Here is a 22,308-nt window from a genome sequence, read left to right as displayed (position 1 = left end):
TTCATAACCGGTGTACGAGAGCATCAACGACGATTACTGAAATTGTTGGGCCAGTTATACGAAGCGGTTTATTCCTAAATTAGGTGCGGAAACTCGGTTACTCCACTCAAAGCCCGCATTGTTTAGTGCGGGCTTGAGCATTTCAGTGTGGTGAGCGGACTGGCTTACCAGCCTTTTACGACTGCGCCTCTATCGCTACTATGACTCCACTGACTCAGAATCACCAAGCCTCAACTCCACCCCTAACGCATCCACAATCGCTATCAGTGTCTTGAGGTTAGGATTGCCTTTTTGGCTGAGTGTGCGGTAGAGCGTTTCTCGTGAAAGACCGGTTTGCTTGGCGATATCTGCCATTCCTTTGGCGCGTGCGATCACACCCAGAGCATCGGCGATAAATGCGGGATCGCCCGTTTGCACCGCTTCGTCTAAGTAAGCTTGAAGTGCTTCTTGGTTGTCCAAGAACGCCGCTGGATCAAAAGTATGAAATGGAGGTTTGGGCGTTGTCGTCATAACGGGCTATCTCCATGCGAATGGATCAATTGGGTCACTGATGACAGTGTAGCTTGGCCCTAGATAATCTTCTGCTCGGAAATGCTTTGGCTACGTTCACGCCTTGCTTCTTTAAAAAGCAGAGTGAAAACTATCACGTTTATTACGAGGTCATAAGAAAATGTTGACATTAAGTCGCTTGGATTTTGCTCTGAGTATTTAAAATATGGGTATAAATAAGACACTAGGGTGATCAATACTGAGAAAACGGCGAGAAAAAGCAATTGCTTTCGAGTGAATAACGAAACCCCTTTGTAAATAGAAAACAAAGCAATTAACACAAAATAGCTAATGAACATACCCGCGGAGTTTATCCCCTTTTCAATGAAGTCACCAATATACTGATAGCCACTTGCAATTGATAGCGCAAAGATAACCACGTAAAAAGTGATGACTGAAAGGTACTTATCTGACTTCACAGTGTGTCCTCATTAACTTGATTGCCGCCAGAATACACGCTTAATGCCTGCCTATTAATAATGGTTTGACTTTTTTTTGAATGAGCTTCACGCAATGGTTAAGTAGTGAGCCCGCTATTCACGTCCACCAAACCCCTCGATACTCCCTACAATGTCTCTTTATGCGTCTTTTATGTCGCTTAGCGTCAAGTTGTGACGCTGTATTCCCGACACACTGTGGCCAGTTTAATCAAGCGACAAGAGGCCGAACATGAATCGCAGCGTCATTCTTACCTGCGCCGTCACCGGTGCGGGCGATACCACGGGCAAAAACCCCAATGTGCCAATCACGCCAAAACAGATTGCCGATAACTGTATTGAGGCGGCGCGTGCTGGTGCCAGTGTTGCTCATATTCACGTGCGTGATCCTGAAACGGGCGGCATTAGCCACAACATTGATCACTTCCGTGAGGTGATGGAGCGCGTTCGCGAATCAGACGTCGATATTGTCATGAACATCACCGGCGGTGGCGGCGGCGATTGGGTGCCAGATGCTCAAGACCCAAGCCGTGGTGGCCCGGGCTCCGATATGCAAACCCCAGCCGAGCGTCATGCGCCAGTGGGCGAGCTATTGCCTGAGCTGTGTACTTTAGATTGCGGCAGCCTAAATTTTGGCGACATGGTGTACATCAACACCGCTGACTGGCTACGTGAGCAAGCGCGTATGGTGCAGGCTGCGGGCGTGAAAGCCGAGCTGGAGTGCTTTGACTTAGGCCACGTGTGGTTTGCCCGCCAGCTACAAAAAGAAGGCTTGCTCGAGGGCGATCCGTTGTTTCAGCTTTGCTTAGGCATTCCTTGGGGCGCGGAAGCGGACACCGAAACCATGCTGGCAATGCGCAATAAGCTGCCTGAAAACGCCAACTGGGCGGCGTTTGGAATTGGTCGCCATCAGATGCCGATGGTGGCGCAAGCCATGTTGCTGGGTGGCCATGCCCGCGTGGGCTTGGAAGATAACCTTTACCTGGAAAAAGGGGTAATGGCGACCAACGGCGGCTTGGTAGAAAAGGCGAGCACCATCATTGAAAACCTTGGCGGTCGCATTATGACGCCCGCACAAACGCGCGCCGCGCTGAAACTGGTTGACCCTAAGACGGGCAAGCCGGTTGCAGGAGGTGACCAATGAGCAAGCAGTTAGCGGTTATCGGCACTGGCGTGATTGGTAATGGCTGGATTGCGCGTGCCTTGGCGCAAGGTTGGGACGTGGTCGCCTATGACCCGAACCCACAAGCGCCCACTCGCACCCGTGCCTTTGTGACCAATGCCTGGCCATCGTTAGAAAAACTGGGCCTTGCCGTCGGTGCGGACCCTGCTCGGTTAACCTTTGTTGATAGCCTTGAACAGGCGGTGAAAGAGGCCGACCTGATCCAAGAGAACGTGCCTGAGCGCATCGATATTAAGCGCGAGACCTTGGCGGCAATTGATGCGGCCGCGGCGCCAAACGCGATTATTGGCTCATCGACCTCTGGTTTTAAACCCACCGAGCTGCAGACGGATTGCCACAATCATCCAGGGCGGGTGATGGTGGCGCATCCATTCAATCCGGTGTATTTGTTGCCGCTGGTTGAATTAGTGGGCGGCGAAGCCACTCAATCGGATCATATTGACTGCGCCCATGCACTTTACCAAGCGCTGGCAATGCGTCCCTTGGTGGTTAAGCGTGAAATCGAGGGGCATATTGCAGACCGCTTGATGGAAGCGCTGTGGCGTGAAGCCTTGCACCTGGTGAACGATGGGGTGGCTACCACCGAAGAGATTGATGCGGCAGTGGTTTACGGCTGTGGCCTGCGCTGGTCACTGATGGGCACCTTCTTAACCTTCCACCTAGCCGGTGGCGAGCAGGGTATGCGCCATATGCTAGAGCAATTCGGTCCGGCGCTAAAACTGCCGTGGACCAAACTTGAAGCGCCTGAGCTGACCGATGAGCTGATTGATAAAGTGGTCGAAGGCTGTGAACACCAAGCCGCGGGTCGTCCCGTCTCTGAGCTAGACCGTCGCCGTGATGCGTTTTTGGTCGAGCTTTTAGACTTGGCGCAGAAGTATTGGCCAGAGGCTGAAGGCTTGGAAGGGCGCATCTAATGGCACTATTAAAGATAGACGTCGCGCCAGAATGGGTCGATTATAACGGGCACATGAACGACGCCGAGTACGCGCGCGTGTTCTCGCTGGGTGTCGATGGGCTCATGGCCACCATTGGCTTGGATGACGCCGGCCGCACCCAGCATGGCTATGCCATTTATACCCTAGAAACCCATTTGTGTTACCGACGTGAGGCGCATCAAGGGCAGACCTTGGTGGTCGACGTGACCGTGTTAGCGCGGGATCAAAAGCGCCTGCACGTGTTTATGCAAATGTGTGATACCCAAGGTGAGGTGCTGGCCACCAGCGAGCAGATGCTGATGGGCATCGATACGCAAACCGGTCGTCCCGCGCCTTTTCCAGATGTTGTGGCCAATCTCATCGAGACACTGCCTTGCGCGGTTGAGAGTGATTGGCCCGAGAGTGCCGGCCGTCGTATCGGGTTACCCAAGCGGTATTGAACGACGCTGCCATCGGGCGCTAAAGAGTTATCAAGTCCCGCTCAGTAGAGGCTGAGCGGTTAACGGGATCGCCGGCCCGACTTCCGGCTCAAGGAGGATTTATTATCGCTACGCCAACCCCACCACACTCATCCAAGCGTCGTGACAGCCACCAGGCTGAAACATCGACCGATTATACCGTCACCGAGCTTGCTCAGGATGGCTTCTTTCAGGGCATGCATCGTGGCATGACCATTTGCTCTGCACTGCTGGTGCTGGCTTTTGTGCTGTTTACCGGCTTTCAATCGGAGACGGCCAGCGTCCTGTTTGGTGCGACGCGCACCTGGATTGAAAGCACCTTTAGTGGCTATTACTTGATCACCGTGATGCTGTTATTGACCGTGTGCGGTTTTATCGTTTTCAGCAAGTACGGCAATGTGCGCCTCGGCCCTGACGACAGCCGTCCGGAGTTTAGCAACTTCTCTTGGTTCTCGATGCTGTTCTCTGCTGGCATCGGTATTGGCATCCTGTTTTTTGGGGTGGCCGAACCCATTTTTTACCTCGATAACACCGGCGGATTTGGTTATCCCAACAATCCCCACGCCGATATGGCAGGCGCGGCCGCCATTGGTTACGAGCGTGCCATCGATGCGCTGCGGGTCACCGTGTTCCACTGGGGGCTGCATGGTTGGGCTATCTACGTGATTGTCGGCATGTCGCTGGCGTATTTTGCCTACCGTAAGCAACTGCCACTGGCGCTGCGCTCGGCGCTTTATCCTTTCATTGGCGAGCGCATTTACGGCGCTTGGGGGCATCTTTTCGATATCCTCGGTGTACTGGGTTGCGTGTTCGGCGTCGCGACCTCGCTCGGTCTCGGCGTCAGTCAAATGGCGGTGGGGCTGGAGCGCCTGATCGGTATCACCTCCGGTTTGTCGACGCAGTTGATCTTGATTGCAGTGATTTCGGCGATCTCGATTGTGTCGGCGGTATCCGGGGTGCGCCGTGGGATCCGTATTATCTCCCAGATGAACATTTGGGTGTCGGTGCTGGTAGTCGGTATCTTTTTCATTGGCGGCCCCACACTTTGGCTGATCAGCGCGTTCGGCGAAACCTTGCTCGATTATGCAATTAACTTTATCCCGATGGGGCTGTGGTTTGCTGATGAGCCGGGCACGGTGGAGTGGCAGCAGGCCTGGACCATTTTCTATTGGGGCTGGTGGCTGGCTTGGGCGCCTTTTGTTGGGCTATTTATTGCGCGTATTTCCAAAGGGCGCACCCTGCGTGAGTTTGTGCTGGGCGTGTTATTTGTGCCCACCTTACTGATCTTTGTCTGGCTGGTTATCTTCGGTGGCAATGCCATCTACCAAGAGCTGTATGCCAGTGGTGGCGTCGGCAGTGCTGGGATTATCGATTTGGTGAACGCTTGGGAGCTTCCCGCCGCATTATTTGCCGCAGCGGATGGGATCGTAGGTTCTGGGATGTTCGGCTGGATACTCTCAGCCCTGATGGTGTTCTTGTTGATGAGCTGGTTTGTGACCTCGTCTGATTCAGGCACCTTAGTGCTGACGACGATTTTGTCACTGGGTGATGAAGAGCCACCGAAGCGTTTCCGGGTGCTTTGGGGCGTGGTGATTGGCTTAGTCGCTGCAACGCTGCTGATGGCCGGCGGCCTTAAAGCGCTACAAACAGCATTGATCGCCGCGGCCTTGCCACTGAGCGTGGTGATCCTGGTGATGACCGCCGGGGTGCTGATCTCACTGTTTGGTGAATCGCGCCGCTCGCTCGTCGCGGCTAAAAAAAGCTAGCCGCGAAACAAGCTGCTCATTCCGTTGCCGATTAAGGTGGTGGGGTGAGCGGCTTTTTTATCTATCTTATTTTTCTTCTTTTACTGGCTTTGGGTTTTGCGCATTTGACGCGGTGACACGCCGTAATGGGTGCGAAACGCGCGGGAAAAACTCGAGCTTGAGCTAAAGCCACAGGCCAATCCCACCGTTAACACATCGAGATCGGTTTCTTTAAGCAAGTAACGGGCACGATCTAGCCGCAATCCCAAATACCAGCTGCGCGGCGACTGATTAAGCTCGCTTTCAAAAAGGCGTTGTAGGTGACGAAGCGAGATACCACTGCGCTCAGCGACTTCTGCCAAGGACAAGGGCGATTCTATATGGCGCTCCATCACATCCACCGCTTCGACCAAACGTCGGCGATGGGTGCCCAAGCGGCGCGCTAACGTCATTCGCTGCTGATCGCGTCGAGTACGAATGCGCTCATGTACCAGCTGCTCGGAGACGTCGATGGCCAATTGGGTGCCGTGGCGACGCGCAATCACATCGAGCGCCATGTCCATCGCCGCTGCGCCCCCTGCGCAGGAGAAGCGCCGCGGTCCCAGTTCAAACAGCTCATCTGAGGTTCTCACCTCTGGGAAGCGCTCTTGAAACGAGGGCAAACTTTCCCAATGCAGGGTGACCCGCTCGCCCTTGAGCAGATCGGCAGCGGCCAACAAAAAGCAGCCGGTATCGAGTCCGCCCAGCACGCAGCCTGCCGCATCAAGACGGTGCAGCCAACGCATCAAAGGACGACTAAGGTAAGCTTCAGGATCAAAACCGCTACAGACCGCGAGTGAGGGAAGATCATGCACGGCGTCGATGGCTGTGTCGGCCAGCAGTGACATGCCGTTGGACGCCGTCACCGGCTTGCCGTCTTCACTGATCATTTGCCAATCAAACAGCGATTCGCCGCTGATCTGGTTGGCTATACGCAATGGCTCGACAGCAGAGAAAAAGGCCATCATCGAAAAGCGGGGGAGTAGCAGAAAACCGAGGCGTTCCGGCATTGGACCTGTGTATTCAAGACGCATGACCGCAAGCTAAACGTGAAGAGTGATGAACTATGATGACTGGCCGCCGCTATGGGGGTCAAGTTAAGGGGGAGCGTCTTTGTCCCGATACTATCCTTATATGTCCTTTTAGCCACTTTTGAGCGTGTGGTTTGGTGCTTATTATTTCGTCACTAACGCAAAGCATAGTGACACTGGAGCGCAATCATGAAAATCACACAAATTCGTAATGCAACACAAATAATTGAATATGCAGGTAAAAAATTCCTCATTGACCCGATGTTAGCCCCGAAGGGGACGTACCCCGGCTTTGAAGGCACAGCCAATTCGCACCTATCGAACCCCACCGTTGAATTACCTTTACCGATTGAAAGTATTATCGATGTGGACGCGGTGTTATTAACTCATACGCACCCAGATCACTGGGATGAGGCTGCCGTGAACATAATCCCCAAAGATAAAACGATTTTTGTGCAACATGAGCGGGATGAGGCCATTTTACGCTCTCAAGGGTTTACCAATGTGCAGATCTTTTCTGAAGAGGTGGATTATCAAGGTATTTCATTTATCCGCACGGTATGCCAACACGGCTCTGATGCTGCTTTTCAAAATGAACAAATGGCGGACATATTAGGTGAAGTGACGGGGGTTATCTTCTCGCACGCGACGGAGGAAAAGCTGTATTTGGTTGGTGATACGATCTGGATCCCAAGTGTTGAACAAACCATGATAAAACAACAGCCAGGTGTGGTTATTCTCAACACAGGTTGGGCACATGTCCTTGGTTTCGGCCCTATTATCATGGGTAAGGAAGATGTGCTCAAAACACATCAAGTGCTGCCTGAAGCTAAAATTGTCGCCACACATATGGGGGCTGTGAATCATGCGTTGGTAACAACGCAAGAAATGCGCGCTTATGCAAAAGCAAACATGATCCATGAATGTGTGTTTGTGCCAGAAGATGGTGAGACAGTGACCCTTTAGGGTGGGTCAATAAAGCATCATAAGATGCTGTGCTGGTGAGCAACACAGAGTAGTGCGTCTTCATTACTCTGTGTTTTAACGATGGAAATGGCCTATGTATCCCACAGACAGTAACAAACTCCCCTCGGTGGCTATTGTCGTTTTTAATCACTTTAGCCCATTTCATATTTCCGTCCCGAGTATTGTGTTTGGGCCTAGCACGTTGAATGAGGCTTTTTTTGACCTCAAGTTAGTCGCAGGAGAACCTGGTCCCATTCTTTCCGATATTGGTATGGAAATTCATACTGAGCATCAGCTGGATGCGCTAGCGCACAGCGACATCATCGTCATTCCCTATTGGCGAACCATTGATGAACGCCCCAATGAAGCACTGCTTGCTGCGCTTCAACGTGCTCATGCCCGAGGCGCATTCGTTGTTGGTTTATGTCTTGGCAGCTATGTGCTTGCCTATGCGGACTTGCTGGTAGGAAGGCGAGCGTCGACACATTGGGAACTAGAACAAGACTTTAGTCAACGGTTTCCGTGTGTTTTGCTGGATACGAATGCCTTGTATGTTGAGGATAATCGCGTGATCACTTCAGCAGGTACGGCTGCCGGGATTGACTGTTGTCTCTATATTTTCCGCAAGTTCTACAGCAGTACCATTGCAAACCGAGTGGCAAGAAGAATGGTCGTGCCGCCATATCGTGATGGTGGACAAGCTCAGTTTATCGACCAACCCATACCGGTGACGTCATCCGATTCTCGTATCAATGCGTTAATGGAGAATATCAGACGTAACCTCAGTCAAAAGCACTCATTGGATGTGCTCGCCGAGTCTGTGATGATGACCCGCCGCACGTTTACCAGAAAATTTAGCCGGGCGACAGGAATGTCATTCGGAGAGTGGTTGACCACCGAGCGACTAAATGTCGCTCAAGATTTGCTTGAATCTACGGACTTATCTATCGAGCAGGTTGTCGAAAAAACAGGCTTTAGCTCGGTGCTTATGTTCAGAGAAAAGTTTAAAGCGCGCTATGAAGTGACGCCTAATCAGTGGAGAAAAGCGTTTTATCGTCAATCCAATAATCAGACCTAAGTGTCAGTTGGGTTGTTCTCTGCATCAAAAAGCCCGCGCTTTTCAGCACGGGCTTTATTATTTCAGTATGTTACGCGTAGTGGCTTACCAGCCTTTCACCACCGCGCCGTCAAAGACTTCCATCGCGGCGTTGTAAACCGCGTCAGTTTGGTAGGCTTTTACAAAGGTTTTCACGTTCTCTGCGTCTACGTTGTCTTTGCGGGCTACAATCAGGTTCACGTAGGGTGAGTCCTTCCCTTCAACAAACAGGCCGTCTTTGCTTGGGGTTAGGCCGATGCCAGCGGCAAAGGTATTGTTGATGATGGCCAAGTCTACGTCTTCCAGTGAGCGAGGCAGTTGTGGGGTTTCTAGCTCGATGATTTCAACGTTTTTCGGGTTCTCAACGATATCGAGCTTGGTAGCGCTGATTCCAGCACCTTCTTTGAGCTTGATGATGCCTTGTTGCTCAAGCAATACCAGTGAACGGCCTAGGTTCGATGGGTTGTTTGGCACGGCAATTTTACCGCCTTCTGGGAGATCGGCCACGCTATCTAACTTATAAGAATAGGCCGCAATCGGGTACACAAAGGTGTTGCCAGCAATCGCAAACTCGTAGCCGCGATCTTTGATTTGCGCGTCTAAGTAAGGTTTGTGCTGAAAGGCATTCACATCAACCGATCCATCGTCGAGTGCCGCGTTGGGCGACACATAATCGGTAAAGGTGATCAGCTCAACGTCGAGGCCTAACTTCTTGGCTTCTTTTACTGCGTGCTCGGCCACTTGTGCTTCTTCGCCTGCCATCACGCCCACGGTGATGCTGTTGGCATTGCTAGCGGCTTGCTCTTTTTCTCCGCACCCGGTGAGTAGGAGTGTGGAGGCGAGGCCTAAGGTGGTTAAAAGTGTTTTAATGGTGGTCTTCATTGTCTGTCTCCCTTGATAAAATTGTCCGTCGTTTACGGTAAGTGTTGTGTCTTATTATCGGTGATCGGTTCGGCGTACCAAATAATCGCCTAAAGATTGTATGGCTTGTACCAGCACGACTAGCATGACAACGGTGATCAGCATAACCGTGGTATCAAAGCGCTGGTAGCCGTAGCGGATACCGACATCGCCTAGGCCGCCACCGCCCACGGCTCCAGCCATAGCAGAGTAGCTGACGAGGGTGACCAAGGTAATGGTTGCGCCATTAATAATGCCAGGTAGCGCTTCGGGTACGAGTACTTTATAGATAATTTGCAAGGGGGTAGCGCCCATGGCTTTGGCTGCTTCTTCTAATCCCGGTGGCAGCTCTAAAAGCGCCGCTTCGACCAGACGTGCAACGAAAGGGATGGCGCCCACTGTCAGCGGGACAATTGCTGCCGCTGTTCCAATCGAGGTGCCGACGAGCAGGCGGGTAAAGGGAATAATCGCAACCAACAAGATAATAAAGGGGATCGAGCGACCAATATTCACCACCGCGCCGAGCGCTTGATTAAACTTGGGTTGCGCTAGCAGCCCCCCTTTTTTGGTGACGTGTAGCATCACACCTAATGGGATCCCAATGGCAAAGCCTATCAGGCCGGAGGCAAAGACCATATACAGAGTTTGACCTGTGGCTTCGGCAAGCAAGTTAAGCAGGGCGTTGTTTTCGTTGACCCAATTTATAAGTTGATCAATCAACATAGCCAAGTACCTCCGTGTTGACATGGTGCTGGTTGAGATAGTGGATGGCGTCTTCGACCGCTTTTTTCGGGCCCATAATCTCTGCCAGTAATAAGCCGAATTTGACGCCGCCAGCGTAGTCGATATCAGAGCTTAAAATGCTGATGTCGATATCAAACAGCCTTGATATTTGACTGATCAATGGATCATCCACGGTAGCGCCGGTAAATTCTAGGCGCACCAAGGGGTAGCTGCCGTCAAAGTAGGTTTCTTTTAAGCGTTGGGCATAGTCATAAGGCACCGATAAATCCAAGGTTGAGCGGATAAATTGTTTCGCTAAGTCGGATTTCGGATGGGCGAAAATGTCGCCCACCGGGCCAGATTCGACCAATTCACCGTCACCAATAATGGCAACGTCGTGACAAATGCGCTTCACCACGTCCATTTCGTGGGTGATCAATAAAATGGTCAGGTTGAGCTTTTCATTAATGGTTTGTAGCAGTGACAAAATCGATTGTGTCGTAGCAGGATCCAGTGCGCTAGTGGCTTCATCACACAATAATACGTCTGGGCTTGGCGCCAGTGCGCGGGCAATCGCGACACGTTGTTTTTGTCCGCCACTGAGGCTAGCCGGATAGACATGACGCTTGTCGGCTAAACCGACTAAATCGAGTAACTCGGTGACTCGGGTTTCGATCGCGTCACTGCTCGCGCCGCTCAGTTCAAGCGGTAGGGCGATGTTGTCGAAGACCGATCGCGATGACAGTAGGTTAAAGTGTTGGAAAATCATCCCGATTTGACGGCGAGCTTGGGTCAGATCGCGATTGGATAACGCGGTGAGGTTAACGCCTCCTACCTTTACCGTGCCGCTGGTTGGGCGCTCGAGCAGGTTAACCATTCGGATCAGCGTACTTTTGCCGGCACCAGAGGCACCGATCACACCAAATACTTTTCCTTTCGGGATAAATAAGTTGATGTCGTTAAGGGCATGAATTCGGCGCTCCCCGAGTTCGAATACCTTGTTGAGTTTGGATATCTCAATCATCACATGTCCTTGGCGATAAATTTGATCACAGCCGACTGACTCAGCGGTCTATCCCGCGCTCTTGCTGTCGTTCTGGTTATTGATGCTATGAGTTAGGTAAAATGAAGTCAATGGATATTTTTACTTCCGGACGTCTAAATGGCAATAAGGCTAATCGGTTGGTTATAAATAAAACAGTCAACGAGATCTCAAGCATGCTTGATCTCATCGACTAAAGCGTGTTCACTAATAGCCTTTCTAACTCTTTGTTCTGATTAAGTGATATGCCAACTGCCTTGATTGATACCACGATGTTGACGCTATTTATTCCCACCTTCTTTTTTGTGTCAATCACACCGGGAATGTGTATGACACTATCCATGACCCTGGGGATGACTATCGGAGTTAAGCGTAGCCTACATATGATGTGGGGCGAGCTCATTGGCGTCGGCCTTGTGGCGATTGCGTCAGTGGTAGGGGTGGCGGCCGTGATGCTGAACTATCCTAGCGTGTTTCAGGTGTTTAAGTATGTGGGGGGCGCGTATCTGGCGTATCTCGGCGTACAAATGTGGCGATCGCGTGGCAAAATGGCGATCCCAAAGGAAGAGACGTCGGCGCCGAATGATATCTCTGCGTTATCGTTGGCGGCACAAGGTTTTGTCACTGCGATAGCCAACCCGAAAGGCTGGGCCTTTATGATCTCACTGTTGCCGCCGTTTATTAACCCTGCGATCTCATTGCCCAGTCAGCTGAGCGTGCTGGTGTTGATCATTCTTTGCACGGAATTCAGTTGTCTTATGCTGTATGCCAGCGGTGGGCGCACCTTACGTCAGTTTTTGCAGCAAAAGGGTAATGTGCAATTGCTGAACCGAATCGCCGGCACCTTGATGATCGGCGTCGGCTTTTGGCTGGCGTTGGGGTAATTAACGGCCGTGATGGTGTGTAATCACTCTGCAAAATAGTGCGTTGGCGGTCGCTAAAATCGCATCCGGGAAGTCATAGTCAGGGTTGTGCAACTGTGGGTGATGCTCGCCGCTGCCAATGCCAAATAATGCGCCGGGCCAACGGGCAAGAAATTCGGCGACATCTTCTGACCAACGCATGGGCTCCTTAAGCCAGTGAACCTCTAACCCCAGCGATTGCGCCGCGTTGACCACGACTTGGTTATGCGCTGTGCTGTTTTCGGCGGCAATAAACGGCTCGTGCCAACTTAGATCCACGGTTAATTTTGCTCGGTTGGCGATAGCGTTTACGTGATCGACTAACCGGGTTTGCATGGCATGAAACGTGGCGTTGTCGTCGCTGCGTAGGGTCGCCATTACGGTGGCCTCGCCGGGCGCAACGCCAAACGCGGGGTCGCCAAGTTGGGCGTGAACTAGCGTCACTAAGCTGAACGTGGAAGGATAAGCGTCAGGAAGCTGTGTGAGCATACGCATCACGTCACTCATGGCGTTTGCCGGACTGACCCCGCGCTCTGGGTAAGCGGCATGGGAGGTTTTGCCGTACAACCGAATCGCAACGCCGGTTGAGGCGCAGGCAAAGGTACTTGGGCGCACCACTATCTTATGTTGGGCAAAGCCTGGCAGATTATGAAAGGCATAGACATTGTCGATGTGGCGGGTTACTAAAAGCGGATCGGCACACAGACGTGCCGCGCCTTCGCCGGTTTCTTCAGCAGGCTGAAAAGCGAGGATCACAGTCCCCTGTTTAGGGGGTGTTTGGCATAGCTGAGCAGCGACGGCAAGCAAGGCGGCAGCATGGCCATCGTGACCGCAGGCATGCATGATGCCATCGTGACAGGATGCATAATCAAGTTGGGTGTGTTCGTGAATGGGTAACGCATCAAAATCGGCGCGTAACAAGGTGGTTGGCCCTGGCTCGCGACCTGCAATGTCTACCACAATACCATGACCGCCCACGTCGGTATGGGGGGTGAGACCAAAGTCGCGCAGTTGGGCGGCAATGGTGCGCGCACTTTGCGCTTCGTGATTGGACAGTTCAGGGTATTGGTGCAGGGCATGCCTAAACGCCAGGGGATCAAAATCAATCGCCATCATCGACTCCAAAACAAGGATGGAAAGGCTATGCTAGATCGCTTTGGGGCGTCACGTTGTGAAGTTAAACGCAAAAAAAAGCCAGCAACATGTGCTGGCTTTTGCTCTTTCTGGGCTGAGCGTGGGTTACGCTTGGCCGTTGTCTTCGGCTTGCTTAGCCTGAATCGCTGTCAGTGCCACGGTATAGACAATATCGTCTACCAAGGCGCCGCGAGACAGGTCGTTGACTGGCTTACGCATGCCTTGCAGCATTGGACCGATAGAGACCAACTCGGCAGAACGCTGTACCGCTTTGTATGTGGTATTACCTGTGTTCAAGTCTGGGAAGACGAACACGGTGGCTTTACCGGCAACAGGCGAATCTGGCGCTTTTGATTTCGCGACATTTTCCATGATAGCGGCGTCGTACTGCAGTGGGCCATCGATGATCAGATCAGGACGCTTCTCTTGGGCAAGACGGGTGGCTTCGCGGACTTTATCCACGTCTGCCCCTTTGCCTGAGCTACCGGTCGAGTAAGAGATCATCGCTACGCGCGGTTCAATACCGAATGCCGCGGCAGAATCGGCAGATTGGATCGCGATTTCAGCCAGTTGTTCAGCATTTGGATCCGGGTTAATCGCACAGTCACCGTATACCAGCACTTGCTCAGGCAGCAGCATAAAGAATACTGATGAGACCAAAGAAGCGTTCGGTGCGGTTTTGATGATTTGCAGCGGTGGACGGATGGTGTTGGCGGTGGTATGAACCGCGCCCGATACCAGGCCATCCACTTCGTTCGCTTCTAGCATCATGGTACCCAGTACCACGGTATCTTCGAGGTGCTCTTGGGCAATGACCTCGGTAATACCTTTGCTCTTACGCAGCTCGACCAAGCGTGCCACGTATTTATCGCGTGCTTTTACCGGGTCGATAATTTCTACGCCAGCGCCCAAGGTGACACCTTGCTGATCGGCAACGCGTTTTATTTCTTCTGGGTTACCCAAAAGCACACACTCGGCAATTTTACGCTCAGCACAGATAGCGGCGGCCTTGATGGTGCGTGGCTCGTCACCTTCGGGTAGCACAATGCGCTTAGCGGCTCGACGTGCAAATTCGGTCAGCTGATAACGGAACGCGGGTGGACTGAGGCGACGTTCGCGGTTCGACCCTGAGCTGAGTGATTCAATCCAGTTGCCATCAATGTGGCCAGCAACGTGGTCGTTCACAAACTCAACACGGGCTTTATCGTCAGCCGGCACTTCAAGGCTAAAGCTTTGCAGATTGAGCGACGTCTGCCAGGTGTTACCTGCAGTGGTAAATACTGGAAGACCGGTTTCAAACGCGCGGTCACACAGGGCTTTTAACTGATCAGGGATGGCATAACCACCGGTCAGCAACAAGGCACCGATTTCTACGCCGTTCATCGCAGCCAGACACGCGGCGACGATCACGTCAGGGCGGTCAGCCGAAGTCACGAGCAAGGAGCCTGGGCGGAAGTGTTCAACCATATTAGGGATTGAACGCGCACAGAAAGTAATGCTCTTGATGCGACGTGAGTGAATTTCGCCTTCGTTGATAATAGTGGCGTTCAAGTGCTTGGCCATATCGCTAGCACGGGTCGCGATCAGGTCGATTTTCCATGGCACACAACCCAGTACACGGATTGGGCTGGAGTTGAAAATCTGCATCACTTCAACGTTAGTTGGGCGTGCGCCGTCCGCTTCGTCAAAGATTTCTGACAGATCAGGGCGCGTACGACCTGCATCATCAACAGGCGCGTTAAGCTTGTTGATGATCACACCTGAAATGTTGCCGTTTTTGCTGCCACCAAAGTTGGTGCAGGCAAACTCGATACGCTCTTTAAGCTGGGCAGGGTTGTCAGTGCCTGGGGTGGTCACAAACACGATTTCTGCATCCAGTGTTTTGGCGATCTCGTAGTTGATCTGGTTCGCGAAGGGGTGGTTACGTGTGGTGACCAAGCCTTCGACGAGCGCAACTTCTGCGTTTTCAGTGGCACGAGTAAAGCGCGCGAGCACTTCTTCGAGCAGCACATCTTCTTGATCCGAGCGCAGCAGGTTTTCGGCTTGGTTCATTGACATCGATTCGGCGACTCTCATATCACTGTTGGCGTGAATGATTTCCGTCGTCAGATCGGTGACGTCAGTGTCGCTACCGTGATGTGGCTGAGCAATCGGTTTAAAAAATGAGACGCGGACGCCTTTACGCTCCATCGCTCGCATGACGCCAAGGCTGACACTTGTCAGGCCGACGCCGGAGCCGATTGGAATTAGCATAATAGTACGGGACACGTTGACTTCCTCTTACTATCTGGTTGGCGTGCCGGATGGTCCGGCACGAATACAAAAACGGCTGAGTGGAATCAGCCGTTGGAAATGGTCTTACAGGCCAGTTAGGCGCGCAGTGTCTTGCGCAATCACCAACTCTTCGTTGGTTGAAATCACCATCGCAGGCACGCGGCTTGCGTCGGTAGTGATCACGCCTTCGCCGCCAAAGCGGGCTTTCAGGTTGCGCTCTTTGTCGACCTCAACACCCAGCAGAGCTAGGCGCTCGAGTACCAATTCGCGGATTGGGCCTGAGTTCTCACCGATGCCGCCGGTGAAGACAATTGCGTCCAGGCGGCCGTCGAGGGTCGCGGTGTAGCTGGCTACATACTTGGCAAGACGGTGGCAGAACACGTTCATTGCACGTGTTGCTTCTTCTTTCTCGCCGTAGTTATCTTCAACAAAGCGGCAGTCAGAGGTCACTTCGGTCAAGCCTTGCAGGCCAGACTCTTTGGTGAGCATGGTGTTGATTTGCTCAACGCTATAACCGAGTGCATCGTGCAGGTGGAAGATAATCGCTGGGTCTAGGTCACCAGAGCGGGTGCCCATAACCAAGCCTTCCAATGGGGTCATGCCCATTGAAGTATCGACCGATTTGCCGTTTTTAATCGCACATACTGACGCACCGTTACCAAGGTGGCAGTTGATGATGTTCACTTCGTCGACAGGCTTGCCAAGTTGCTCAGCGGCCGCGTTGGCGATAAAGAAGTGAGAGGTACCATGCATGCCGTAGCGACGAATGCCGTGCTCTTTATAAAGATCATAAGGCAGCGCATACAGATAAGCTTCTTCTGGCATGGTTTGGTGATACGCGGTATCGAAAACAGCGACATTTTTCAGCGCAGGGAAGGCTTTTTTCGCCGCCTCAATGCCAACGATATGTGCTGGGTTGTGCAATGGCGCGAAGCTCGCTGCATCGTGGATCCCTTTGAGCACCTCGTCCGTAATCAATGCTGACTGGGTAAAATGCTCACCGCCATGAACAACGCGGTGACCGATAGCACCCAAGTTCTCGGCCAGTTCAGGCTTCGAGGCCAGAATTGTGTCTACAATGAAGGTGAGGGCTTCAGTGTGCGCGGCGCCGTTGCCCAGTTGGGCTTCATGCTTACCGTCCATTTTCCACTTAATGCGGGCTTCTGGAAGGTTAAGGCATTCGGCAAGACCGGTAAGATGCTCATCGCCTGATTGTGCGTCGACAATGGCGAACTTCAAAGAGGAGCTTCCGCAATTGAGTACGAGAACCAGCTTTGACATTTATGACTACCTATGTTTCGTGAGACAGAGTGTGTGGAATAAAAAGGATAGTGGACAAATTGAGACACTACCTTTTCAAAAAAGAATTATCTCATGTCTTGTCGCGGGGAAAGAATTATCGTTATCCGTCCTGGATAAGTGAACGCTCCATTGAGTACAACCGGATTGGGTTGCGAGACAATCGAATCCGAGCAACAATGATAAAAGTGCGCTAAGGATAGCGGGACTTGATCCAGATAACAAAAATTTTTTGAGCGATATGGGTTAAATTTTAAAGTTTTTAAACAATTTGTTTAGTTTTTATTGTAAAAGTTGAGTGACAGCCCCTTTCAGTCACACTGAACAAGTGAGGTAGGTATGACAACGAACAAATCAATCTGGCGCTGCCTGCAAGACGGTCAGAAATACATGCAAGAATGGCCGATGAAAAAGGAATTAGCGCCGGTTTTTCCTGAAAATCGTGTAATCACCATAACGCGGTTCGCGATCAAGGTCATGCCTGCTATTGCCGCAATCAGTGTGTTGCTTCAAATGGCAGCAAACAATGTACAAGGCATGCCGCAAGCGGTGATTGTGGCGCTATTTGCGCTGAGCTTGCCGCTTCAAGGGCTGTGGTGGCTGGGACGCCGCCGTGATACGCCGCTGCCGCCGGCTTTGGCGGGGTGGTATCGCGAACTGCATCAAAAGATCACCAGTGAGGGGCACGCGATGCAGCCGATAAAAAGCCAACCGCGATACAAAGAGCTAGCGCAAGCATTGAGCCGGGCGTTCAAAGTGGATCGCGCAGCATTAGAGCGTTGGTTTTAACCTAACCGAAATGCGCGGCTCACCCAGGCAACACACGCCGACCTCAGGGTCGGCGTTTTTATTGGTCGGTGATGGATGCGTGGCTTAACGACACTGCGGCGCGCCTTGCCCTTTCATTTGGCTGACTGCTTCGCGCATTTCATCCATCGACTGCCAGCGCTGGGGCAAAGGCATGACCTTTAAGCGAAGATCCTTAGCGTTGTCGGCAAGCTTGGCTTGATCACTCACCGCGGTGATCAGTGCAATGGTCAGGTCGGGATTTCGCGCTTTTAATTGTGCGGCCGTCCCTAAGCCTTCGGCAATATGAAAGCGGCCCGCGATGTGGACAATTTGGGTATCAGGGTGACGGGCGTGATAATCGACCATGCTTTCTGCCATGGTGGCATCCCAGGCGAGTTGCGCGGCAAATTGATCGTCGGTTTGGGTGGGAGTGCCATGATGCATGTTGGCTTTAAACTGACGTTTATACGGTGAGTCTTGGGTATCAATCGTCGCGGCAAACCACTGACGCTGCTGGTCCGGCAATTTATCTAAGTAAGCCAAACCTTGTCGACCAATACAGCTAACCATGCGTTTAGGGGCGTTAGCGGCAATCACGTCAAATTGACGCTGTTTAGCTAGCTCGATCAACGGGCGATAGCTGCCATTGTAGTTGTCCCATGCATTGGCTCGACGCTTAAGCGTGTCTTCGCCAATGTCGCCGGCAAGGTATTGATTCACCACTGGCTGGGCATCACGGCTGAATTGCTCCATGGAAAGCGCGACAGAATGACGTGAGGCAAGTTGGTTGAGCAACTCGGTTTGAAAACGGTGCACCCCAGGATGGCTATGCCATTCACCGATTAGAACAATATCCGCTTTTTCGACGTTGTCAGCCACTTGAGTCAAGCTAAGTGACTGCCCTTGGGCGGTGGTCACCTGATAGTCAAATAAGGTATTAATAGACGCCGATGTCGGTTGCGATGCCGTTGCGACACTGACGGGGCTTAGTACTAAGCTGGCCGCCAATAGCCATTGAGTGGCACGCAGTTGCAAAAAGCGCGGCTTCAAAAAGCGGTCAATCACGCCCTTTTTTGTCCATGGTGAGCAAGTGTGCATCACGCTTCTCCTTTGGCCGAGTCAATCTCTGTGTGATGACGATACACACGCAAGGTAAAGTCGGCTTCACAGTGAAAGCCGTTGGCATTGGCTAACGTTTCACGCCATTCATCGGAGGCGCGCCAGGCAAGCGGTGTCATCTGCAGCAGGGTGAGGGCTTGCTCGCCTGTTAATGTCATCGGGTAATGCAGTGAGCGCTCACTTTCAAGCTGGAAACCGGGCAGGGCCTCTGCTGGCGTTTCGTGTAACCGGACCTCATCATAGATACCCGCCTTAAGCTGAAATAGATGACGTGGACCTGGGGTGACGGTGACAACAACGCCACCGGGCTTGATAACACGATCAAGCTCGTCGCCATTGCAGGGCGCATAAATACGCACCACACCGTCAAGGCTGTTGTCGGCAAACGGTAAGCGTTGCGATGAGGCGACCGAAAACTGACATTGTGGATACCATTTCGCGGCATAGCGCACGGCGATTTTGGCGATATCCAGCCCATAAATAGACCACTGTTGTGCGGCTGTCTGATCGGCGATGGCGTGGGTGTAATACCCTTCACCACAGCCCACATCCAAGATCGTCTGGTGCTCGCTATTCAGTGCCTGGGTGAGGGCATCAATCATCGCTTGGCGCATGGGCGCATAATGGCCAGCGTTTAAAAATGCGCGGCGGGCTTGAGTCATGGCTTTGTTGTCGCCCGGATCTTTGGAGCGTTTAAATTGCACCGGTAATAGGTTGAGGTAGCCCTCTTTGGCGCGATCAAATTGATGATTGGCAGCGCAATAAGCACCACGTGGCTTGGCTTGCAGGGGCTGTTGGCATAGCGGGCATCGATAAATCATGGCAGAGTCTGTGTCTTGTCTTTGATGCGCTTAAGGGTACGGGCTTGTGTGACGTTCGACAAGTTTGCGCCGTGAGAAATCAAAAAGCCGCCCACAAGGACGGCTGCATTGTTACCTTTTCCCTTTCACTAGGCGGCGAGGATCTTTTCGATCTCGGTTAGGCTTAAGTGAAATTGACGCGGGCACTGACGCCAAACGTCGAGCATACGACGGTATTTGTCACGCATTGGCATTTGACTGTTAAAGCAGTGCTCTCCTTGATCGAACTGCGGATAAAGCCCCTCAGTATCGACTAAAAAGCGCACATAATGCACCAAAGCCCCTTCGGTTGCTGCGTCAAAGCCCCAGAACTGCACGCGACGTGGCGATAATGCCGCTTGGTTGGTATCGTCAAGGAGGTGATAAGAGGCCTGCATCGCATGGTGCATTTCCATGATATCAATCACTTCGCGGCATTGGGTTTCGCAGAGTGCTTCAAACTGGCTGATCACCTCGGCCATTTGCAACGCGTAGCCGCGCTCAATGATGGTTTGTAGGCGACGGTACTTTTCGCCATTAGAGGGATCGAGGTGGCACATTAACTGGTACTGGTTAGATAAAATTAAACGTTGTGCAGGGGTCATATCCATTGCGGTTGGCCTCTTAACTCTCGAAGTTACAATAGTCGTTCATCAAACGATGAGGGTATGGACAGAGATTAGCAGCTCTTTATCGCTGAAATCTTGATCTGAGCTATGTCCGTAGCACGTTTTTCACCCGCATAAGGGATTGGGTAAAAGATCGTTCATGAAGGGGACGTTATGTTTGAGTGGGCTGATGTCAGTGGTTGGCAATGGATAGGTTGGTTAGGCTGGGCAGGGGTATTATATGGAACCTATCCACGTGAGTTTTTTCCTAAACTGCGTCAGGAAGTGGGTTATCAGCATTTAGCGTTTTCATCGGCGGTGGTGCTGTTTGCGCTTTGGGCGTTGCAGGCGGGGATCAAAGAGGGGCTCGATATCCACTTTCTGGGCGTGACCACGTTAGCTTTATGCCATGGTTGGCGCATTGCCATTTGGATTACCACCGTGCCGCTGGCACTGATGGGGCTCTTTGGTTTTGTCCCCGTCGCAGATATGGGGATGACGGCGCTTACCACGGCGATACTGCCTATTGTGTTCAGTTATGCGATTTTCGCACTGAGCTACCAGTATTTAACCCGCCACCTTTTTATCTATATTTTTATTGCGGCGTTTATCGGTGCGGCGCTGACCATTGTGTTTCAGCTATCGGTGACCTCGCTCTGGTATTGGGCTGCCGATCGTCATAGCTGGCATGAGATTGTGCATAACTACCTGCAAATTGCACTATTGATGTGGTTCCCCGAGGCGCTGCTTAACGGCATGGCGGTGACGGTGATGGCGGTGTATCGCCCCCATTGGTTACGCACCTTTTATGACAGAGAGTATTTGTCGCCAGAGCGTTGATGGCACAGTGCTTGGGTATTTATGGATTCTATCCATTAAATTTTCTTATTGAGACCAATAAAAACGTTCGCTGTATTTATCTCAAATAATGGCACATATTAGCGGCCCCGGCCGTCCGTGCCACTTATCTGAGAATTGAACGAACTGTCATGAATAATCTATCCTCTGCACAAAATGGCAGCGGCATGGCCCTGTCTGTGTTTCCATGGGTGCCATTAGTGAGCTTAACGGCATTTGCGGTCGCGAGTGGCTATTTGATGAGCTTGATTCCATTGGCGTTAATGCCGCTTGGGATGCCGGCTGAACTGGCCGCTTGGCTGGCGAGTGCCTTTTATGCAGGATTATTGTTTGGTGCTTTGTGGAGTGCACGTATCGTCGCGCGGATGGGGCATCGACAGGCATTAGTGCTGTTTATGGGTGTGCTGCTGCTGTCTATTGCCGCGATGGCAACGATCAAAGCGCAGGGGATATGGTTAGTGTCACGATTTGTGGCCGGCATTGCGGTCGCAGGGGTGTTTGTCGCGATTGAATCATGGTTATTGATCGCCGATTCAGAGCGTCAACGGGCTAAGCGTTTAGGCTTTTATATGGCCGCTTTATATGGTGGTAATGCCTTGGGTCAGCTGGGCGTCGGTTATGTCGGTGTGACAGGTGCTCAGCCGTATTGGTTGATCGGTAGTTTGGTCACGGCGGCGATTATCGTGCCCTTATTTATGCGCCATGGTGAGCCGTCGCAAGCGATGATGGGCCCTATTGAGCACACAGGCACCTTAAGAGCCATTCGTAAAGCTGCCTATATCGCCTGCATTGTGTCGGGGCTCACCTTAGGCGCGATCTATGGTCTATTACCCCTTTATCTTGCTGAACGTGTTGACGATCATCAACAGATTGGAGCAATGATGGCGTTAGTCATTGTTGGCGGCATGGGCGTTCAGCCGTTATTAGGTGCCATCTCGACCAGAGTGAATCGAGTCCTGTTGATGTTCTATTTCTGTGTGGTGGGATTGCTTGCCGTAGCCATCATTATACTTGCTAACAGCAACGGGTGGCTTGGCGTCGGGCTCGTGATGCTTGGTGGCGCCGTGTTTGCCATTTATCCCATTGCGATTGCTTATGCGTGTGCCTCGCTGGCGCCGGGGAAAATTGTCGCGGCTACTGAGGCGCTTCTACTCGCGTACAGTGTTGGATCCGTCAGTGGTCCGGTATTGGCGCATCAAGCATTTTCTGGTGAGCAAGGGTTGATGATGTACTTGGCCAGTTGCTTGCTTAGTACGGCGGTATATATGTGGATCGCTTATCTGAGAGGGCGTCGGCAAATGCCTAACTTGAGTGCCGCCTGACAACGTCGGGGAGCTAACACGACACGCGGGAGCTAACACGACACGCCTCAGAACCGTTCT

Annotated in this window: 22 protein-coding genes; 10 read left to right on the top strand and 12 right to left on the bottom strand. The window is 52.2% G+C overall.

The window, feature by feature from the left end; translation table 11 throughout:
- Positions 1-198 precede the first annotated feature (198 nt).
- Positions 199-510: an addiction module antidote protein gene (locus BZJ21_RS11055; RefSeq protein ID WP_077669796.1), complete on the bottom strand. Its 312-nt coding sequence runs from the start codon at positions 508-510 to the stop codon at positions 199-201.
- A gap of 59 nt (positions 511-569) precedes the next feature.
- Positions 570-968 (bottom strand): hypothetical protein, encoded by a 399-nt coding sequence (locus BZJ21_RS11050; protein ID WP_077669795.1) that lies wholly within the window; start codon positions 966-968, stop codon positions 570-572.
- 250 nt (positions 969-1,218) lie between these two features.
- On the opposite strand from BZJ21_RS11050, the gene BZJ21_RS11045 reads away from it, so the two are divergent.
- From BZJ21_RS11045 to BZJ21_RS11030, 4 genes are all read left to right on the top strand, one after another.
- The gene (locus tag BZJ21_RS11045; RefSeq protein ID WP_077669794.1) at positions 1,219-2,130 is read left to right on the top strand and encodes a BKACE family enzyme; all 912 of its coding nucleotides are present in this window, start codon (positions 1,219-1,221) and stop codon (positions 2,128-2,130) included.
- Entirely contained in the window at positions 2,127-3,083 is a 957-nt protein-coding gene (locus BZJ21_RS11040) for an L-carnitine dehydrogenase (protein ID WP_077669793.1), read from the top strand. The genes BZJ21_RS11045 and BZJ21_RS11040 overlap by 4 nt, the downstream gene beginning before the upstream one ends.
- Positions 3,083-3,544, top strand: coding sequence for a thioesterase family protein (locus BZJ21_RS11035; RefSeq protein WP_077669792.1), 462 nt, complete (start codon positions 3,083-3,085; stop codon positions 3,542-3,544). Before BZJ21_RS11040 ends, BZJ21_RS11035 begins: the two co-directional genes overlap by 1 nt.
- Positions 3,545-3,771: 227 nt before the next feature.
- Positions 3,772-5,328 carry a BCCT family transporter gene (locus BZJ21_RS11030; protein WP_199877203.1) on the top strand — a complete coding sequence of 519 codons (1,557 nt, stop codon included), beginning with the start codon at positions 3,772-3,774 and terminating at the stop codon, positions 5,326-5,328.
- A gap of 80 nt (positions 5,329-5,408) precedes the next feature.
- On the opposite strand, the gene BZJ21_RS11025 is transcribed toward BZJ21_RS11030, so the two are convergent.
- Complete coding sequence (locus tag BZJ21_RS11025; protein ID WP_201788218.1) at positions 5,409-6,356, bottom strand: GlxA family transcriptional regulator; 948 nt, start codon at positions 6,354-6,356, stop codon at positions 5,409-5,411.
- Positions 6,357-6,566: 210 nt separating this feature from the next.
- On the opposite strand from BZJ21_RS11025, the gene BZJ21_RS11020 reads away from it, so the two are divergent.
- Entirely contained in the window at positions 6,567-7,343 is a 777-nt protein-coding gene (locus tag BZJ21_RS11020; RefSeq protein WP_077669790.1) for an MBL fold metallo-hydrolase, read from the top strand.
- Positions 7,344-7,437: 94 nt separating this feature from the next.
- Entirely contained in the window at positions 7,438-8,421 is a 984-nt protein-coding gene (locus tag BZJ21_RS11015) for a GlxA family transcriptional regulator (protein ID WP_021023979.1), read from the top strand.
- Positions 8,422-8,505: 84 nt separating this feature from the next.
- Here the strand turns inward: BZJ21_RS11015 and metQ are convergent, their stop codons facing one another.
- The 3 genes from metQ to metN are packed head-to-tail and all read right to left on the bottom strand — an operon-like array spanning position 8,506 to position 11,086.
- Positions 8,506-9,321, bottom strand: a complete 816-nt coding sequence (gene metQ / locus BZJ21_RS11010) for a methionine ABC transporter substrate-binding lipoprotein MetQ (RefSeq protein WP_077669789.1) — start codon at positions 9,319-9,321, stop codon at positions 8,506-8,508.
- A gap of 54 nt (positions 9,322-9,375) precedes the next feature.
- Positions 9,376-10,062 (bottom strand): methionine ABC transporter permease, encoded by a 687-nt coding sequence (locus BZJ21_RS11005; RefSeq protein ID WP_021023981.1) that lies wholly within the window; start codon positions 10,060-10,062, stop codon positions 9,376-9,378.
- Positions 10,052-11,086, bottom strand: a complete 1,035-nt coding sequence (gene metN, locus BZJ21_RS11000) for a methionine ABC transporter ATP-binding protein MetN (protein WP_077575901.1) — start codon at positions 11,084-11,086, stop codon at positions 10,052-10,054. Before metN ends, BZJ21_RS11005 begins: the two co-directional genes overlap by 11 nt.
- 263 nt (positions 11,087-11,349) lie before the next feature.
- Here metN and BZJ21_RS10995 point away from each other — a divergent pair, with 263 nt between their 5' ends.
- Positions 11,350-11,988, top strand: a complete 639-nt coding sequence (locus BZJ21_RS10995; RefSeq protein WP_077575900.1) for a LysE family translocator — start codon at positions 11,350-11,352, stop codon at positions 11,986-11,988.
- On the opposite strand, the gene BZJ21_RS10990 is transcribed toward BZJ21_RS10995, so the two are convergent.
- The 3 genes from BZJ21_RS10990 to BZJ21_RS10980 all read right to left on the bottom strand — a co-directional run bounded on the left by BZJ21_RS10990 (position 11,989) and on the right by BZJ21_RS10980 (position 16,695).
- On the bottom strand, positions 11,989-13,122 hold the full coding sequence (locus BZJ21_RS10990; RefSeq protein WP_077669788.1) for an amidohydrolase: 1,134 nt from the start codon (positions 13,120-13,122) through the stop codon (positions 11,989-11,991).
- Positions 13,123-13,245: 123 nt separating this feature from the next.
- Positions 13,246-15,393 (bottom strand): phosphate acetyltransferase, encoded by a 2,148-nt coding sequence (pta, locus tag BZJ21_RS10985; RefSeq protein ID WP_077575898.1) that lies wholly within the window; start codon positions 15,391-15,393, stop codon positions 13,246-13,248.
- 105 nt (positions 15,394-15,498) lie between these two features.
- Positions 15,499-16,695 (bottom strand): acetate kinase, encoded by a 1,197-nt coding sequence (locus BZJ21_RS10980; protein WP_077669787.1) that lies wholly within the window; start codon positions 16,693-16,695, stop codon positions 15,499-15,501.
- A 357-nt stretch (positions 16,696-17,052) separates the two neighbouring features.
- On the opposite strand from BZJ21_RS10980, the gene yfbV reads away from it, so the two are divergent.
- Positions 17,053-17,502 carry a terminus macrodomain insulation protein YfbV gene (gene yfbV / locus BZJ21_RS10975; RefSeq protein ID WP_077460099.1) on the top strand — a complete coding sequence of 150 codons (450 nt, stop codon included), beginning with the start codon at positions 17,053-17,055 and terminating at the stop codon, positions 17,500-17,502.
- A gap of 84 nt (positions 17,503-17,586) precedes the next feature.
- Here yfbV and BZJ21_RS10970 read toward each other — a convergent pair whose 3' ends face one another.
- The 3 genes from BZJ21_RS10970 to BZJ21_RS10960 all read right to left on the bottom strand — a co-directional run bounded on the left by BZJ21_RS10970 (position 17,587) and on the right by BZJ21_RS10960 (position 20,071).
- Positions 17,587-18,600, bottom strand: coding sequence for a ChaN family lipoprotein (locus BZJ21_RS10970; RefSeq protein WP_236719553.1), 1,014 nt, complete (start codon positions 18,598-18,600; stop codon positions 17,587-17,589).
- Positions 18,600-19,442: a 23S rRNA (guanine(745)-N(1))-methyltransferase gene (gene rlmA, locus BZJ21_RS10965; protein WP_077669786.1), complete on the bottom strand. Its 843-nt coding sequence runs from the start codon at positions 19,440-19,442 to the stop codon at positions 18,600-18,602. The genes BZJ21_RS10970 and rlmA overlap by 1 nt, the downstream gene beginning before the upstream one ends.
- A gap of 128 nt (positions 19,443-19,570) precedes the next feature.
- Positions 19,571-20,071, bottom strand: a complete 501-nt coding sequence (locus tag BZJ21_RS10960) for a YfbU family protein (protein WP_021023992.1) — start codon at positions 20,069-20,071, stop codon at positions 19,571-19,573.
- Between the two features lie 171 nt (positions 20,072-20,242).
- Here BZJ21_RS10960 and BZJ21_RS10955 point away from each other — a divergent pair, with 171 nt between their 5' ends.
- Both BZJ21_RS10955 and BZJ21_RS10950 read left to right on the top strand, forming a co-directional pair.
- Positions 20,243-20,908: an energy-coupling factor ABC transporter permease gene (locus BZJ21_RS10955; protein ID WP_021023993.1), complete on the top strand. Its 666-nt coding sequence runs from the start codon at positions 20,243-20,245 to the stop codon at positions 20,906-20,908.
- 149 nt (positions 20,909-21,057) lie between these two features.
- On the top strand, positions 21,058-22,248 hold the full coding sequence (locus BZJ21_RS10950; RefSeq protein ID WP_236719552.1) for an MFS transporter: 1,191 nt from the start codon (positions 21,058-21,060) through the stop codon (positions 22,246-22,248).
- Positions 22,249-22,308 lie beyond the last annotated feature (60 nt).

Source organism: Salinivibrio costicola subsp. alcaliphilus, from assembly GCF_001996185.1.
GTDB classification, from domain to species: domain Bacteria; phylum Pseudomonadota; class Gammaproteobacteria; order Enterobacterales; family Vibrionaceae; genus Salinivibrio; species Salinivibrio costicola.
The sequence above is the reverse complement of the archived record's forward strand: the minus strand, read 5'-3'. Positions and strand labels throughout refer to the sequence as shown.

Excerpts from the sequence above, each read along its gene's own strand:
- BZJ21_RS11055 (WP_077669796.1), bottom strand. The coding sequence starts at position 510 with ATGACGACAACGCCCAAACCTCCATTTCATACTTTTGATCCAGCGGCG.
- BZJ21_RS11045 (WP_077669794.1), top strand. The coding sequence starts at position 1,219 with ATGAATCGCAGCGTCATTCTTACCTGCGCCGTCACCGGTGCGGGCGAT.
- BZJ21_RS11040 (WP_077669793.1), top strand. The coding sequence starts at position 2,127 with ATGAGCAAGCAGTTAGCGGTTATCGGCACTGGCGTGATTGGTAATGGC.
- BZJ21_RS11035 (WP_077669792.1), top strand. The coding sequence starts at position 3,083 with ATGGCACTATTAAAGATAGACGTCGCGCCAGAATGGGTCGATTATAAC.
- BZJ21_RS11030 (WP_199877203.1), top strand. The coding sequence starts at position 3,772 with ATGACCATTTGCTCTGCACTGCTGGTGCTGGCTTTTGTGCTGTTTACC.
- BZJ21_RS11025 (WP_201788218.1), bottom strand. The coding sequence starts at position 6,356 with ATGCCGGAACGCCTCGGTTTTCTGCTACTCCCCCGCTTTTCGATGATG.
- BZJ21_RS11020 (WP_077669790.1), top strand. The coding sequence starts at position 6,567 with ATGAAAATCACACAAATTCGTAATGCAACACAAATAATTGAATATGCA.
- BZJ21_RS11015 (WP_021023979.1), top strand. The coding sequence starts at position 7,438 with ATGTATCCCACAGACAGTAACAAACTCCCCTCGGTGGCTATTGTCGTT.
- metQ (WP_077669789.1), bottom strand. The coding sequence starts at position 9,321 with ATGAAGACCACCATTAAAACACTTTTAACCACCTTAGGCCTCGCCTCC.
- BZJ21_RS11005 (WP_021023981.1), bottom strand. The coding sequence starts at position 10,062 with ATGTTGATTGATCAACTTATAAATTGGGTCAACGAAAACAACGCCCTG.
- metN (WP_077575901.1), bottom strand. The coding sequence starts at position 11,086 with ATGATTGAGATATCCAAACTCAACAAGGTATTCGAACTCGGGGAGCGC.
- BZJ21_RS10995 (WP_077575900.1), top strand. The coding sequence starts at position 11,350 with ATGCCAACTGCCTTGATTGATACCACGATGTTGACGCTATTTATTCCC.
- BZJ21_RS10990 (WP_077669788.1), bottom strand. The coding sequence starts at position 13,122 with ATGATGGCGATTGATTTTGATCCCCTGGCGTTTAGGCATGCCCTGCAC.
- pta (WP_077575898.1), bottom strand. The coding sequence starts at position 15,393 with ATGCTAATTCCAATCGGCTCCGGCGTCGGCCTGACAAGTGTCAGCCTT.
- BZJ21_RS10980 (WP_077669787.1), bottom strand. The coding sequence starts at position 16,695 with ATGTCAAAGCTGGTTCTCGTACTCAATTGCGGAAGCTCCTCTTTGAAG.
- yfbV (WP_077460099.1), top strand. The coding sequence starts at position 17,053 with ATGACAACGAACAAATCAATCTGGCGCTGCCTGCAAGACGGTCAGAAA.
- BZJ21_RS10970 (WP_236719553.1), bottom strand. The coding sequence starts at position 18,600 with ATGCACACTTGCTCACCATGGACAAAAAAGGGCGTGATTGACCGCTTT.
- rlmA (WP_077669786.1), bottom strand. The coding sequence starts at position 19,442 with ATGATTTATCGATGCCCGCTATGCCAACAGCCCCTGCAAGCCAAGCCA.
- BZJ21_RS10960 (WP_021023992.1), bottom strand. The coding sequence starts at position 20,071 with ATGGATATGACCCCTGCACAACGTTTAATTTTATCTAACCAGTACCAG.
- BZJ21_RS10955 (WP_021023993.1), top strand. The coding sequence starts at position 20,243 with ATGTTTGAGTGGGCTGATGTCAGTGGTTGGCAATGGATAGGTTGGTTA.
- BZJ21_RS10950 (WP_236719552.1), top strand. The coding sequence starts at position 21,058 with ATGAATAATCTATCCTCTGCACAAAATGGCAGCGGCATGGCCCTGTCT.